Below are 14319 nucleotides of genomic sequence, written 5' to 3'. Positions count from 1 at the left end.
ATCAGCGCACTGCCTGGGCAGCGCGCTGCGGCACCCTTGCCAATTACTTGCTGCTGGGGAACCACTTGTCCACGATGGCCTTGTAGCCACCGTCGGCCTTGAGCTGCTCGAGCGCCTTGTTCACGGCGGTGGTCAACTCAGGCGTGTCCTTGCGGATGGCCATGCCGTATTCCTCGGTGGTGATCTGCTCGGCCAGCACCTTCATGCCGCCGCGCGTGCGGTTGTACTGGAACGCGGCAGGCTTGCCGGTCACGGCGGCATCGGCGCGGCCGATATCGACCAGGTTGAACATTTCCTGGTTCTTTTCGACCTCAACGCGCTGCACCTTGGGGAAGTGCTCGGTGAGGTAACCCACCGACTTGGTGCCCACCTGCACCGAGACCTTCTTGCCGTCCAGATCGCTCAGCTTGGTGATGGGGCTGCCTTCCTTGACCATGGCCACCAGGCCACCGGCGTAGTAAGGCTGGGTGAAGTCCACCACCTTCTTGCGCTCATCGGTGATGTAGATGGCAGAGACGGCCATGTCGTAGCGCTTGGCGATCAGACCCGGCACTAGGCCCTTGAAGTCGATATCGACCCATTCGACCTTCTTGCCCATCTTGGCCGCGACGGCCTCGACGAGTTCGACGTCAAAACCGGTCTTCTTGCCGTTTTCGACAAATTCCATCGGCGGGAAAGTGGCATCGGTGGCCACGCGCAGCACATTGTTCTGGGCAAAGGCAGCGCCTGCACCACAGGCCAGGGCGATCAAAGAGGTCTTCAAGACCAGGCGACGGAAGTTCATGGGAGAGTCCTTTTTCAATTCAAGTACCAAGCAAAATCGCAATGTCATCCAGCCAGACTGCGGGAGATGCGGGCCGCTGCTGCCAAGGTCGCCTGCACCAGCTGGGCTTGCTGGTGCTGCACGCGCTGCTGCGGGGCCATCAGGCTGAGCGCAGCGACCGCGCGGCGGCCGCTGGCAAACACCGGCACGCTGCAACCCCAGACACCGGCGTCGACCTGGCCCACCGTGGTGATGTAGCCCTGTGTGCGCAGCTCCTGCAGCTCGGCAGCGGCCTCGGCGCGGGCGGGGGTGCCTTCGCCGTAGTGCTGGTTGAGCAGCGCTTCGCGTTGCACGGCGGGCAGGTAGGCCAGCACGCACTTGGCAGAAGCCCCCACCTTCAGCGGCACGCTGCTGCCCTTGTCGAACGAGCAGCGCAGCGACAGCGGGCTTTCCACCATGTCCAGGCAGACGGCCTGGCCATTGGCCGCTACCAAGAGGCCTGCGCTCTCCTGGGTCTGCTGTGACAGCTGCACCAGCACAGGGCGGGCCACATGCACCAAATGGGAGCCATCGTCAAAGCCACGCGCCAGCTGCAGGCCCAGCGGCCCGGGCGCATACAGCGCGCCACTGTCGGCCACAAAGCCAAAGCGCTTGAGGCGCGCGAGCTGCCGGTACAGGCTGCTGCGGGGCAAGCCGGTGCCCTGCATCAGCTCGCTGGCCGACAGCGGCCGCCCGGCGCAGGCCAATACCGCCAGCACCTGCAGCACCCGGTCGGCCGCCGACACCTCGGAACCCGGGGTATCCGCTGCCGTGCGCTCGCTGACCAACAACTCTGTAGCATCCATTCGCAATTCCCATTCTTCGGGACTAATGACAACAAGGATCTTGCAAGATCAATGCCAGAATTGTCGATTTGCTCTCTGTATTGCACCCTAGCGCAAACCCTAGGTCGGAATTGAATGGCCCATTCAATTCCCACTTATTGGGAATTTGAAATGTAAAAAACACCGGCGTGGTGCGGCGCTTGGCGCGCAGGCCAGCGCCGCCGCACCCGTGCAGGGCGGGGTGGACGGGAGAGAGAGAGGGGAGTGTTTGGGCGGGCCCGTGGTGGGGGCGCCGCTCCATCAGCGTTGAGTCAACGCTTCGTCAGCGCACAGGCTGCGGTCAAAGTGCTGCCAGATAGCCCAAAGCCGCGAGCGGCGCCGTCTCGGCGCGCAAAACACGCGGGCCCAAGGTCACCGGTGCAAAGCCGTTGCCGCGCGCCAGCGCTTCTTCGGCGGGCGACAGGCCGCCTTCGGGGCCAGAGAGGAAAACCAGGGGCTGGGCGCCCGCCTGCTGTACCACCTGGGCCAGCGGCTGCGTGCCGTCTGCCAGCGACAGCACCAAGCGCTGTGCATCGGCCAGGCCGCCGGCCTTGACCCATTGCGCCAGGTCCACCGGCGCATGGATGCGTGGCACCTGGTTGCGGCCGCACTGCTCGCAGGCGCTCGCGGCAATCGCTTGCCAGCGCTCCTGGCGCTTGGTGGCGCGGTCGCCCTTGAGGCGGGTGACCGAGCGCTCGGCCTCCAGCGGGGTGATGCTGGCGACGCCCAGCTCGGTCGCCTTCTCCACCAGCCATTCCATGCGCTCGCCAGCGGTAATGCCGGCCAGCAGGTGCACGGCGCGGGCCGCTTCGCGCTCGATCGCCGTGTGGCCCTCGATCTGCACGGTCACATGGCTGCGGCCCATCTGCACGATGGTGGCGTCGTATTCACCTGCGGGGCTGCCGGCTACGCCATTGAACAAGGTGATGTGTTCGCCCGGCTGCATGCGAAACACCTGCACATGGCGTGCAGCCTCGGGCGGCAGATCCAGTGCAGCGCCTACGCGCAACTCAACGGGGCAGTAAAAACGGGGCATGGTGCTGGGTCAAAGTGGATGGCAGGAAAGGGCAGAGATTGAAGCAACGAGGTTCAGCCCCGGCCCATCATCCAGCCGCCTTGCTCCTCGATGCCCTCGACCTCATGGATCAGGCGCATCAGCGGTACCAGCTCGCGGTAGCGCGAGGCCGTTGCGCGGATGTAGTGCAAAAAGCGCGGTGCATCGGCCAGGTAGCGCGGCTTGCCGTCGCGCAAGGTCAGGCGGGCAAAGATGCCAGCCACTTTCAGGTGGCGCTGGATGCCCATCCATTCGACTGCGCGGTAGAAGTCACCAAAATCGGCACCAAAGCCCGAGGGGCTGTCAGCGCCCAGCAGGCCAGCCTTGCGCGCCTTCTCCCAGTAGCGGATGGTGATGTCCACGACAAAGTCTTCTTCCCAGCTGATGAAGGCATCGCGCATCAGGCTGGCAATGTCATAGGTGATCGGGCCGTAGAGCGCATCCTGGAAATCCAGCACGCCCAGCGGCGCACCGGCGCTGGGGGGCACCATCAGGTTGCGCATCATGAAGTCACGGTGCACAAACACGCGTGGCACCGACAGGTTCTGCGCCACGATGGCGTCAAAGGCGTTTTGCAGCACGGCCTGCTGTTTGTCGCTCAGTTGCACCTGGCGGTGCTGGGCGATGTACCAGTCAGGGAACAGCTGCAGCTCGCGGCGCAGCACGGCCTCGTCATAAACGGGCAGCACGCCTTCGCGCGATGCCTTTTGCCAGTCCACCAAGATATCGACCGCCTGCATGTACCACTGGTAGGCGGCCTGGGAATCGGGCGGCTGGAGCTTTTCGATCACCGTCTGCGTGCCCAGATCGGACAGCAGCATGAAGCCGTGAGCGGCATCCCAGTCCAGCACCTGGGGGGCATTCAGGCCAGCCTCGGCCAGCAGCGCTTGCACCTTCACAAAGGGTTCGCTGTTTTCCTTGTCCGGCGGCGCATCCATGATGATACGCGTGCCGCCCTGCAGGTCGTCCACCCGCAAATAGCGGCGAAAGCTCGCATCGGCAGACGCCAGGCGAACGCTCTCGGGCCGCAGACCATGGCGGGCCGCTACCGCTGCCAGCCAGGGGGCAAACTGCGCGGCGCGAGTGGCATCTGCCCACACAACTGGGGTAACGCCCTGTAAAGATTGCTTGGCGCTGTCAGGCTGGGGTGCTACAGAAGATGCAGCAATAGGGTCAGACATGGGGGAAATAGATTGGCTCATGGATAATGCAGATTCTACAAAGCCCTGCCGCCCGGCTGGGCCCCAGATCCAGATCCGTGTGCATGTATGCACCGCAGATGCACAGGCCAGTGGCTATTTCCCATGGATATTCACGCTTTAACCGATGTGGCGCCAGCCTCGCCCCGCCCTGCAGGCGCCGCCGCAGGGCTGCGCGCGCGCGCAAACACCAACACATCGCCCCGCACCTTGTCCCGCACCCCCCTTAGCTTCTCCCCCACCACCATCGCCCGGCTGTGCATGGCCATGCTCTGGGCATCGCCCGCGCTGGTACTGGCCCAGGCGCCCGCTGGCAGCGATGACGCCGGCCTGGTGCTGCGCGCCAGCCCCCGCCTGCAAGAGAGCCTGAGCTCCGAGCAGCGCGGCAAGATGCCGGTCTACCTCGAGGGCGACGAGCTCACCGGCCAGACGGCGGACATGACCACCGTCACCGGCAATGCCAGCCTGCGCCGCGCCGACACGATGATCCGCGCCGACCGCCTGCGCTTTTACGAGCCCAGCAACACCGCCTATGCCGATGGCAATGTGCACATCAACCGCGCCGGCAGCGTGTTTGACGGCACCGAGCTGCAGATGCAGCTCGATTCGAACGAGGGATTCTTCAAGGACGCCAACTACCGCCTGCTGCCCAACAACGGCTATGGCGTGGCCTCGCGCGTGGATTTCATCGACCGCGAGCGCTCGGTCGTGCATGATGGCACCTACACCACCTGCCAGCGCGACGACGAGGCCAGCTGGCAGCCCGACTGGATCATCCGTGCTGAAAAAATCAGCATCGACAACCTCGAAGAGGTCGGTGTGGCCGAGAATGGCGTGCTCGAATTCAAGGGCGTGCCGATCATCCCCATCCCCAAGATGAGCTTTCCGCTGTCGGAAAAGCGCAAATCGGGCCTGCTGCCGCCCACGATGTCGCTCGACAGTGACAGCGGCTTCACCTACGCCCAGCCCTATTACTGGAACATTGCGCCCAACCGCGATGCGACGATCACGCCGACGGCCATGGTCAAGCGCGGCCTGGCGCTGGGCGGCGAGTTCCGCTACCTGGAGCCGACCTACAGCGGCACCCTGGCGGGCCTCTACATGCCCGGCGACCGCCTGCGCGACCGCGACCGCTGGTCCTGGCTGTGGATGCACAATGGCAGCCTGGATACGCCCATTGGCGGCCTGGGGCTAAACATCAACGCCAAGCGCGTGAGCGACTCGGACTACTGGCGCGACTTCCAGGGCAACAGCTACAAGCTCAACGAGCGCCTGCTCAACAGCGAAGCCTCGGCCAGCTGGTCGCGCGATGACCACAGCCTGCTGCTGCGCGCGCAGAAGTGGCAGACCCTGCAGGACTCGCTCTCGCCGATCGTGCCGCCGTATGACCGCATGCCCCAGCTGCAGTACCGCTACACGCCGCAGAACCTGCCGCTGGGCCTGGAAGGCTCGATCGAGGCCGATGCCACGCGCTTCCGTGCCGACACCAGCCTGCTCAACCAGCCCAATGCCGACCGGGGCTATATCCAGGCCGAGCTGAGCCGCCCCTTCATTGCGCCGCAGGGCTACATCACGCCCAAGCTGATGCTCAACACCCGGCACTACAACTTTGACAACTCGGGCCTGGCCACCGTCAGCAGCGCCAGCATCACCGTGCCCACCGTCAGCCTCGACAGCGGCCTGACCTTTGAGCGCAGCACACGCCTGTTTGGCCGCAACCTGATCCAGACGCTGGAGCCGCGCGCCTTCTACACCTACACGCCCTACCGCGACCAGAGCATGATCCCGGTCTACGACACGGCGCCGTACGACTTCAGCTTTGCGACCATCTTCAGCTCGAACTCGTTCAGCGGCTATGACCGCATTGCCGACAACAATATGCTGACCGTGGGCGCCACCACGCGCTTTCTCGATGCCGAGACCGGCGCCGAGGCCGCGCGCTTTGGCATCGCCCAGCGCCTGCGCTTCTCGGACCAGCGCGTGGTCATGCCCAATGCCAGCTCGGTCGAAGAGCGCTGGTCGGACATCATGCTGGGCGCGGGCATCAACTGGACACCCAAGTGGGGCTTTGACACCACGGTGCAGTTCAACCCGGACAGCGGCCGCTCGGTGCGCTCGACCATGCAGGCGCGCTACAAGCCCGGCGACTACAAGACGCTGGCACTGGCCTACCGCTACCAGGCGCAGAACAGCGAGCAGATGGACCTGGGCTGGCAATGGCCAGTCAATGAAATCTTTGGCTCCGGGGGCAAAAAAGCCAAGGGCGAAGGCCGCTGGTACACTGTGGGCCGCCTGAACTACAGCATGCGCGACAAGAAACTGGTGGACTCTGTGGTCGGTGTGGAATACGCCGGATGCTGCTGGAGCAGCCGCATTGTGCTGCAGCGCTTGCAGAACTCGCTGGTGCAGTCCAACACCAAGCTGCTGTTCCAGATGGAATTTACCGGCCTGACCAAACTCACCCTGGGCGCTGACCCGCTGGCCAGCATGCGCGAAAACGTGCCCGGCTACCAGTCTCTGCCCAGCGGCAACGGCGCTGCAGTACCCAGCCGTTTCAGCAATTACGATTGAAGCATTCCCTGACCATGAAACAACGCATTCTCTCTTTGAGCGTGGCCTGCAGCCTGGCTTTGCTGGCCGGTGCCAGCGCAGCGCAAGGCATGAAGGCCAGCGGCGACAGCGCATCGGCTCGCATGCGGGCCCCTGGCGCAGGCCTGGCCACGCCGACGGCCGTTCCTTCGGTGGCCATCCCGGCGGCCGCTGTTGCCCAGCGCAGCAGCAATGCCCCGCGCTCTGCGGACTTCATCGTCGCGGTCGTCAATTCCGAGCCGGTCACCAACGTCGAAGTGCAGCAGCAGTACGAACGCCTGCGCGCCCAGGCCGAGGCCAACAACATGCCCGCCGAGACCGCTCGCCGCCAGGCGCTGGAGATGCTGATCGGCCAGAAGATCCAGCTGCAGATGGCTGCCGAGCGCAACATCACGGTGGACAACTTCGCCGTGCAACAGGCCGAAGAGTCCGTCGCGCGCCAAAACAGCATGACCATGCCCGAGCTGCGCCGCCGCCTGGCCAGCGAAGGCATTCCGGAAGCGCAGTTCCGCGCCGATCTGAAAAAGCAGCTGGTGATCCAGAAGCTGCGCGAGGCCGAGGTGGACTCCAAGGTGCGCGTGAGCGACCTCGACATCGACCAGTACCTGCGTGAGCAAAAGGCCAAGGCCGGCATGGCCAGTGCCGCCACCCAGCTCAACCTGGGCCACATCCTGATCACCGTGCCAGAAAACGCCAGCGACGACCAGGTCAAGCAGCTGCAGGCCAAGGCCCAGCAGGCGGCCGACAAGATCCGCGCTGGCGAAGACTTTGGTGCCGCCGTGGCCGAGTTCTCCGATGTGCCCGACGGCAAGGGCGGCGGCGCCATGGGCCTGCGCCCGGCCGACCGCTACCCCGAGCTGTTCGTCAAGGCCACACAGTCCACCCCGCTGGGCGCCATTGCCGGCCCGGTGCGCTCGCCTGCGGGCTTCCACATCCTGAAGGTGCTGGAGAAGACCAGCGGTGAGGTGCCCGCCATCGTCACCCAAAGCCATGCCCGCCACATCCTGCTGCGCCCCGGCCCCCAGCTGAGCGAAGCCCAGGCCGTGGAGCGCCTCGAAGACTACCGCCGCCGTGTACTGGCCAAGCAGGACACGTTCGAAGACCTGGCCAAGCGCTACTCGGAAGACGGCAGCGCCAAGGAAGGCGGCGACCTGGGCTGGGCCAGCCCACGCAAGTTCGTGCCGGAGTTCGAAGAAGCGCTCAACGCACTGCAGCCCGGCGAGATCAGCCAGCCCATTGCCAGCCGCTTTGGTATCCACCTGATCCAGCTGCTCGAGCGCCGCGAAGCCAAGCTCAACCAGCGCGAGCAGCGCGACATGGTGCGCTCCATCGTGCGCGAGAACAAGCTCGAGCAGGCCTTCAGCACCTGGGCGCAGGAAGCCCGTGCGCGGGCCTACGTGGAATACCGCGAGCCGCCCCAGTAACCCATCCAGCGGCCTGGGGCGCGATGACCCTGCCCGGCGCTGTGGCGCTGCGGCGGTGTCATCATCGGCCCAGGTCTGCCCACTCCAAGAGCGGTGCTTTCGCACCGCTTTGTCATTGCATGAAACACATTCCCCGCAAGCGCTTTGGCCAGAACTTTCTGACCGATCGCGCCGTCATCGACGCGATTGTCGACGCCATCCACCCGCTGCCCGGCCAGACGGTGGTGGAGATCGGCCCGGGCCTGATGGCGCTGACCCAGCCGCTGGTCGAGCGCCTGGGCAAGCTCAGCGTCATTGAGCTCGACCGCGATCTGGCCGTGCGCCTGCGCACGCACCCGCAGCTCGATGTGGTCGAGTCCGATGTGCTGAAGGTCGATTTCCGCGCCCTCGCCCAGCGCCTGGGCGTGGACAAGCTGCGCGTGGCCGGCAACCTGCCCTACAACATCTCCAGCCCCATCCTGTTTCACCTGCTCGACCAGGTCGATGTGGTCGAAGACCAGCACTTCATGCTGCAAAAAGAGGTGATCGACCGCATGGTGGCTGCACCCGCCACCTCCGACTACGGGCGCCTGACGGTCATGCTGCAGTGGCGCTATGCGATGGAGAACGTGCTCTTTGTGCCGCCCGAGAGCTTTGACCCGCCCCCCAAGGTGGACAGCGCCGTCGTGCGCATGGTCCCGCGCGCCGAGCCCGCCCAGCTCGATGCCAAGCTGCTCGAAGACCTGGTGCGCGTGGCCTTCAGCCAGCGCCGCAAGATCTTGCGCAACACCTTGGGCAAATGGCTGGAGGAAAAGGGCTACAGCGGCAACTTCGACCTGCAGCGCCGCGCCGAAGAGGTGCCGGTGGCCGAATACGAACAGGCCGCTGCCAGCCTCTCAGCAGCTTCCAAGGTGGCCTGAGCGTTGGGGCCCCGCCCATAAGCAAAACGCCCGGCGCAAGCCGGGCGTTTTTTCTGGGTCATCAGCAAGCCGATCAGAGGAAAGAGTAAAAGCAGCGAAAAGGCACCTTGCGCTCGGCCCAGTACTCGGCCGCATCGCGAAACACATCGAGCAGTTGCTCGCGCGCTTCGCGGTCAAACTTCATCGCAGTCGGGATCTGGTCCAGCACCACGACAAAGCCGGGCTGGGGGCCACTCTTGTGCAAAGGGTCGGTCAGGCAGTCGAACAGCGCGTCGAAGTTCTTGCCGTAGTGCGACGGAAAATAAAACTGCATGCCAATCAACTCGAGCACATCGGCCTTGGACAGGGCGTGCGCCAGATTGGCGTACAAAAAGTGCTGCCCCAGGTTCTGGGCTGCGTCGCGCAGGTCTTCCAACCGGTAGGCACGAATGGCCTGCACGATGTTGGGACGCACAAAACGCAGCGATGTATCTTGTACCTGACGAAGTGGAGTGTCCATCTCCGTTGCTCTTTCCATTAGCATTTTTTAAAAACCACACCCCATCCCTGGGGCTCATTGGGCATTGTTGACTTAGCACATCACTCTGCGCAAGACATCTCTTGCGGAAAAGCGACATAGGAGGAATCTGACTGGCTAATTCACAATACGCCGAAAGCTGCTGTAGTGATCCTGGGTGTAGTAGCAAGTATCGGGCATTGTGGCGACCTGACCGCCACAAATAATGCGACGCGCCCCCCGATCACGGGAGCCGGGTGTCTTGACGGTGTATTCCCGGTAGTAACCACGCGGGTGCCTGGGCAGGTTGCGTTCACGGTTACCAAATACCGAGCCGTCCTTGTCATAAGGAAAAGGGCCGCCCTCGAAGATCAATGCATAGGTTTTGCGGCCTTGTGGCGGCAATTCGGCCACAGCCACGACCGGCCCATCGAATGCGGAAAGCCCGCTGCCTCGGGCCTGAACCCCAGGCGGCAGCGCAGCCATGACCGCAGCGAGCACACCAGCCTTCACAGACGAGCGGGCCAGAAAACCCCATGCTTTGAGCATCGACAACACCTTTCAGAACTGCGGGCGCACCGAAAGTTCAGCCGGTCAGTGTGACGGATTGCCCCCCAAAATGCAAGAAGCCTGCCCAAAATTTGAGCAGGCTTCTCAGTATTTTACAGCTGCAAGCGTGGCAGACTCAAGCCAAATGCGCTGTAAATATCTTTATCAGCGCGCAAAATTCGCGTCCGCTACCGCAACAGCCGTCATGTTGACAATGCGGCGCACCGTGGCGCTGGGGGTCAAAATATGCACCGGTTGCGCGGCGCCCAGCAGAATCGGGCCAATGGCGATATTGCCGCCAGCGGCCGTTTTGAGCAGGTTGTAGCTGATATTGGCCGCATCAATGTTGGGCAGCACCAGCAGATTGGCGTTACCTACCAGCGGGCTCTCGGGCATGATGCTGGCGCGTTGCTTCTGGTCCAGCGCCACATCGCCGTGCATCTCGCCATCCACTTCCAGCCAGGGCGCCTGGATGCGCAGCAGCTCCAGCGTCTGGCGCATCTTGATGGCGCTGGGCTGGTTGCTGGAGCCAAAGTTCGAGTGCGACAGCAGCGCGGCCTTGGGCTTGATACCAAAGCGCATCATCTCCTCGGCCGCCATGATCGTGATCTCGGCGAGCTGCTCGGCCGTCGGGTCGTAGTTCACATGGGTGTCGACCAGGAAGACCTGGCGCTCGGGCAGCAGCAGGCCGTTCATGCAGGCGTAGGTCGCCGTGCCGGCGCGCTTGCCAATCACCTGGTCGATGTAGTGCAGGTGGATGGCGGTGTTGTTCCAGGTGCCGCAGATCAGGCCATCGACCTCGCCCTTGTGCAGCAGCATGCAGCCAATCAGGGTCAGGCGGCGGCGCATTTCGATCTTGGCGATCGGCACCGTCACGCCCTTGCGCTCGGCCATGCGGTGGTAGGACTGCCAGAAATCGCGGTAGCGGTCGTCATGCTCGACGTTGACCACATCGTAGTCCGTGCCTTCCTTGAGGCGCAGGCCGAACTTCTCGATGCGCTGGGCAATGATCGCCGGGCGGCCGATCAAGGTGGGGCGCGCCACACGCTCGTCCACGACGATCTGGGCCGCACGCAGGATACGCTCTTCCTCGCCTTCGGCGTAGGCAATGCGCTTTTTCGCAGCGCGCTTGGCCGCCATGAAGATGGGCTTCATCGCGGTGCCGGAGGCGTAGACAAAAGTCTGCAGGTGCTCGCGGTAAGCATCCATGTCCTGGATCGGACGCTCGGCCACGCCGCATTCCGCTGCCGCCTGCGCCACAGCGGGCGCAATCTTCATCATCAGGCGCGGGTCAAACGGCTTGGGGATCAGGTACTCGGGGCCAAAGGACAGGTCCTGGCCGGCATAGGCATTGGCGACCTCTTCGGTCTGCTCGGCCTGGGCCAGGTCGGCAATCGCGTGCACCGTGGCGATTTCCATCTCGGTGGTGATCGTCGTCGCGCCGCAATCGAGCGCGCCCCGGAAGATATAGGGGAAGCACAGCACGTTGTTGACCTGGTTCGGGTAGTCCGAACGGCCGGTCGCCATGATGATGTCGTCGCGCACCGCCTTGGCGTCTTCGGGCGAGATCTCGGGATTGGGGTTGGCCAGCGCAAAAATGATGGGGCGCGCAGCCATGCGCTGCACCATGTCGGGCTTGAGCACGCCGCCCGCCGACAGGCCCAGGAACACATCGGCGCCGTCAATCACCTGCGACAACGTGCGCTTGTCGGTTTCTTGCGCGAAAAGCTCCTTATCTTCGTCCATCAGCTCGGTACGGCCTTTGTAGACCACGCCAACGATGTCGGTGACAATCACGTTTTCGCGCTTGAGGCCGATCTCCAGCAGCAGGTTCAGGCAGGCAAGCGCTGCAGCGCCCGCCCCCGAGGCCACCAGCTTCACTTCTTCAATCTTCTTGCCTGCGACCTTGAGCGCATTGACCATGGCCGCTGCCACAGTGATCGCGGTGCCGTGCTGGTCGTCGTGGAAGACCGGGATCTTCATGCGCTTGCGCAGTTCACGCTCCACATAGAAGCACTCGGGCGCCTTGATGTCTTCCAGATTTACGGCGCCAAAGGTGGGCTCCAGCGCGGCGATCACTTCCACCAGCTTCTGGGGGTCTTTTTCGTTGATTTCGATGTCAAAAACATCGACACCTGCAAATTTCTTGAACAGAACACCCTTGCCTTCCATCACCGGCTTGGAGGCCAGCGCGCCGATGTCGCCCAGACCCAGCACAGCCGTGCCGTTGGAGATCACGGCCACCAGGTTGCCACGGCTGGTGTACTTGAAGGCAGCTGCCGGATCCTTGACGATTTCTTCGCAAGGTGCAGCCACGCCGGGCGAATAGGCCAGCGCCAGGTCATGCTGGTTGGCCATGGGCTTGGTCGCGGCAATCGCCACCTTGCCGGGGCGGGGAAACTGGTGGTACTCCAGTGCGGACTGGCGCAGCAGCGCACGCTTGTCCACCGCAGTGGGGGTTGAATTCTTCTCAGTCATGGCGGTCTCCGGCATCACGCAGCATTCACTACGAAAAACAGCTGGAACATGCTGCCATCTGCATGCATGTCTCAACAGTATGTCCAAGGGCCCAGAACGATTTTCCCACGGCCAAATGCTGTGGATCGTATACAAGGCACTCACCATTCTAGGCGCAGGCTAAAAATCAAGTATTCCAGTCGCCGACTAGAACTATGAAAAAGATGTATAGCTTTTTCCAGTTTAAGCATACATTGCGTAAAGCCCGCCCATCTCGGCGGAAGCCAAGGTCTACAATGGCTCACGTTTGCGCTATATAGGCCCTGCAAGGCCTCATTTGTCATGGATTTAATGCTGCTGGTCGTTCTCATCCTGGGCGTGAGCTATGTGCTGCGCGCCAAGGCCCAAAAGCAGCGCATCGCCTTGCTGGCCCAATATTTGCGTAATTACGACATCGAAAAGCTGATGGAGCGCCTGGTCAGCAGCTACATGCGGGCGCTGGACGAGAAAGACAGCAACCGCCAGCAGCAAATCTGGGAGCTGCAGGCATCGGTGGAAAACAGCCTGGCCAGCCAGTTCAGCAGCTTTGCCGACACCTTGGCCAAGGCGCCCGAGCCGGCCAATGGTGCCACGTTCAAGATCAGCACCCAAAGCTTTTACTTCCCCTTCTCGCAGCTGATCGACAAGCTCCAGGGCGGCAGCAGGTCCTTTGACCTGCGCACCGCCATCCGCCTGCATGCCGATGGCATTGCACGCGTAGTGGCCAACACCGCCGGCCGCAGCCCCAAGGACCGCGCCTTTACGCTGCTGGCCGAGATGTATCTGATGCAGCACACCTGCCACTGGTACTGTAAATCCAAGGCCGTGGCCTCGGCGCGCATGCAGCTGCGCAACCAGACCACCTATGAGCAGGTTATCCAGAGCGTCTCGCCCGAGACGCGCAATGCCTATCTGGCGCTGCTGGGCGAGCGCTGATTGCCGTGATTGGCTGACACCTGGGCGCCCGGCCTGCGGCGACAATGTCGGTGTTACCAGTACCACTACAGGGAAAAGCCCATGCCAGCCATTCCAACCCGACTTGCCGCCCTGGCAGCCGTCGTTGCCACTGCCAGCCTGCTGAGCGCCTGTGACGAACGCCCCGGGCCCATGCAGCCTATCTCCGGCACGGTAGCGGCTTCGCGCCAGCCCCTGCCCGACAAGCCGCTGTTCAACGCGCCCATCACCGACAGCCACTCGGTGCTGCCCCCCGCCAAGGCCGACAAACACGATCCGCTCCCCCCTGCGGTGCCACTGGCTTCTGCCGATGACCCCAAGACCTCCAACGGCGGCACCACGGCAGAAGGCGGCAGCGTGAACCCCTCGGCCGGCATGGGCGCCGTCATCACTGACAGCAAGGGCGCGCAGCACGAAGCCGATGGCAAGCCTTGACCGGTCTGCGGCGCGGGTGCCGCATCGCCAATCAGGCACCGTCCTTGCTAGCTAGCTGGCCATGACGACCTCCAACACCCACCCCGCTGCGCTGGTTCTGGAGGCGCGGCCTCTGACCGCGCACAACTTCTCGGCCTTTGGCACCGTGATTGGCCTGGCCGACCCCAGCCTGCCCAGCCAGTCCATCAACCAGGGCAATGCGCTGCGCTATGACCTGCTGCCCGATCTGCAGCTGACGGCGCAAGGCGGCTGGCCGATGCTGGCGCTGTTTCGCGCGCAGGCGCGGCAGTTTCCGCTGGCGGTGACCGAGGTCGAATGCCATGCACTGGGCAGCCAGAGCTTTGTGCCACTGGGCACCCAGCGCTTTGTCGTGGTGGTGGCCGCTGCCGGCCCCGCCCCCAAGGCTGACGACATGCAGGCCTTTGTCACCGATGGCCGTCAGGGCATCGTGCTGGCACCCGGCACCTGGCACCATGCCTTGCTCGCCGTCGAGGGCGGTGATTTCGCCGTCATCGAGCGGCGCGCCGATGCGCTGGACTGCCGCTGCGAAGCGATCAGCGCGCCGCTGCAGGTCCGCCTGCCCGCCGATCTCGCTTAA

At 63.7% G+C, this 14319-nt stretch carries 13 protein-coding genes; 6 read left to right on the top strand and 7 right to left on the bottom strand.

What is annotated here, in order from left to right; genetic code table 11:
- Window positions 1-43: 43 nt before the first annotated feature.
- The 4 genes from F0Q04_RS03335 to F0Q04_RS03320 form a co-directional block, all read right to left on the bottom strand.
- A complete protein-coding gene (locus F0Q04_RS03335; protein WP_116925409.1) occupies window positions 44-784 on the bottom strand; it encodes a transporter substrate-binding domain-containing protein in 741 nt (246 codons plus the stop codon).
- A gap of 44 nt (window positions 785-828) precedes the next feature.
- Window positions 829-1608, bottom strand: coding sequence for an IclR family transcriptional regulator (locus F0Q04_RS03330; protein WP_116925408.1), 780 nt, complete (start codon window positions 1606-1608; stop codon window positions 829-831).
- Window positions 1609-1927: 319 nt separating this feature from the next.
- Window positions 1928-2662 (bottom strand): 16S rRNA (uracil(1498)-N(3))-methyltransferase, encoded by a 735-nt coding sequence (locus F0Q04_RS03325; RefSeq protein ID WP_182344440.1) that lies wholly within the window; start codon window positions 2660-2662, stop codon window positions 1928-1930.
- A 53-nt stretch (window positions 2663-2715) separates the two neighbouring features.
- Window positions 2716-3861 (bottom strand): aminoglycoside phosphotransferase family protein, encoded by a 1146-nt coding sequence (locus F0Q04_RS03320; RefSeq protein WP_116925406.1) that lies wholly within the window; start codon window positions 3859-3861, stop codon window positions 2716-2718.
- 123 nt (window positions 3862-3984) lie between these two features.
- Between F0Q04_RS03320 and F0Q04_RS03315 the strand changes: the two genes are divergently transcribed.
- The 3 genes from F0Q04_RS03315 to rsmA all read left to right on the top strand — a co-directional run bounded on the left by F0Q04_RS03315 (window position 3985) and on the right by rsmA (window position 8791).
- Window positions 3985-6450, top strand: a complete 2466-nt coding sequence (locus tag F0Q04_RS03315; protein WP_420093972.1) for an LPS-assembly protein LptD — start codon at window positions 3985-3987, stop codon at window positions 6448-6450.
- Between the two features lie 14 nt (window positions 6451-6464).
- Window positions 6465-7892: a peptidylprolyl isomerase gene (locus tag F0Q04_RS03310; protein WP_182344438.1), complete on the top strand. Its 1428-nt coding sequence runs from the start codon at window positions 6465-6467 to the stop codon at window positions 7890-7892.
- 119 nt (window positions 7893-8011) lie between these two features.
- Window positions 8012-8791 carry a 16S rRNA (adenine(1518)-N(6)/adenine(1519)-N(6))-dimethyltransferase RsmA gene (gene rsmA, locus F0Q04_RS03305; protein ID WP_116925404.1) on the top strand — a complete coding sequence of 260 codons (780 nt, stop codon included), beginning with the start codon at window positions 8012-8014 and terminating at the stop codon, window positions 8789-8791.
- A 73-nt stretch (window positions 8792-8864) separates the two neighbouring features.
- Here rsmA and F0Q04_RS03300 read toward each other — a convergent pair whose 3' ends face one another.
- The 3 genes from F0Q04_RS03300 to F0Q04_RS03290 form a co-directional block, all read right to left on the bottom strand.
- Window positions 8865-9290: a barstar family protein gene (locus tag F0Q04_RS03300; protein WP_027010748.1), complete on the bottom strand. Its 426-nt coding sequence runs from the start codon at window positions 9288-9290 to the stop codon at window positions 8865-8867.
- Window positions 9291-9425: 135 nt separating this feature from the next.
- On the bottom strand, window positions 9426-9836 hold the full coding sequence (locus tag F0Q04_RS03295; protein ID WP_182344436.1) for a ribonuclease domain-containing protein: 411 nt from the start codon (window positions 9834-9836) through the stop codon (window positions 9426-9428).
- A gap of 165 nt (window positions 9837-10001) precedes the next feature.
- Entirely contained in the window at window positions 10002-12314 is a 2313-nt protein-coding gene (locus F0Q04_RS03290; RefSeq protein WP_116925520.1) for an NADP-dependent malic enzyme, read from the bottom strand.
- A 321-nt stretch (window positions 12315-12635) separates the two neighbouring features.
- Between F0Q04_RS03290 and F0Q04_RS03285 the strand changes: the two genes are divergently transcribed.
- The 3 genes from F0Q04_RS03285 to F0Q04_RS03275 all read left to right on the top strand — a co-directional run bounded on the left by F0Q04_RS03285 (window position 12636) and on the right by F0Q04_RS03275 (window position 14319).
- A complete protein-coding gene (locus F0Q04_RS03285; protein ID WP_116925402.1) occupies window positions 12636-13268 on the top strand; it encodes a hypothetical protein in 633 nt (210 codons plus the stop codon).
- An 81-nt stretch (window positions 13269-13349) separates the two neighbouring features.
- Window positions 13350-13721 carry a hypothetical protein gene (locus F0Q04_RS03280; RefSeq protein WP_116925401.1) on the top strand — a complete coding sequence of 124 codons (372 nt, stop codon included), beginning with the start codon at window positions 13350-13352 and terminating at the stop codon, window positions 13719-13721.
- A gap of 61 nt (window positions 13722-13782) precedes the next feature.
- On the top strand, window positions 13783-14319 hold the full coding sequence (locus tag F0Q04_RS03275) for an ureidoglycolate lyase (protein WP_116925400.1): 537 nt from the start codon (window positions 13783-13785) through the stop codon (window positions 14317-14319).

It is taken from the genome of Comamonas koreensis (genome assembly GCF_014076495.1).
In the GTDB taxonomy this organism is placed as follows: domain Bacteria; phylum Pseudomonadota; class Gammaproteobacteria; order Burkholderiales; family Burkholderiaceae_C; genus Comamonas; species Comamonas squillarum.
The sequence above is the reverse complement of the archived record's forward strand: the minus strand, read 5'-3'. Positions and strand labels throughout refer to the sequence as shown.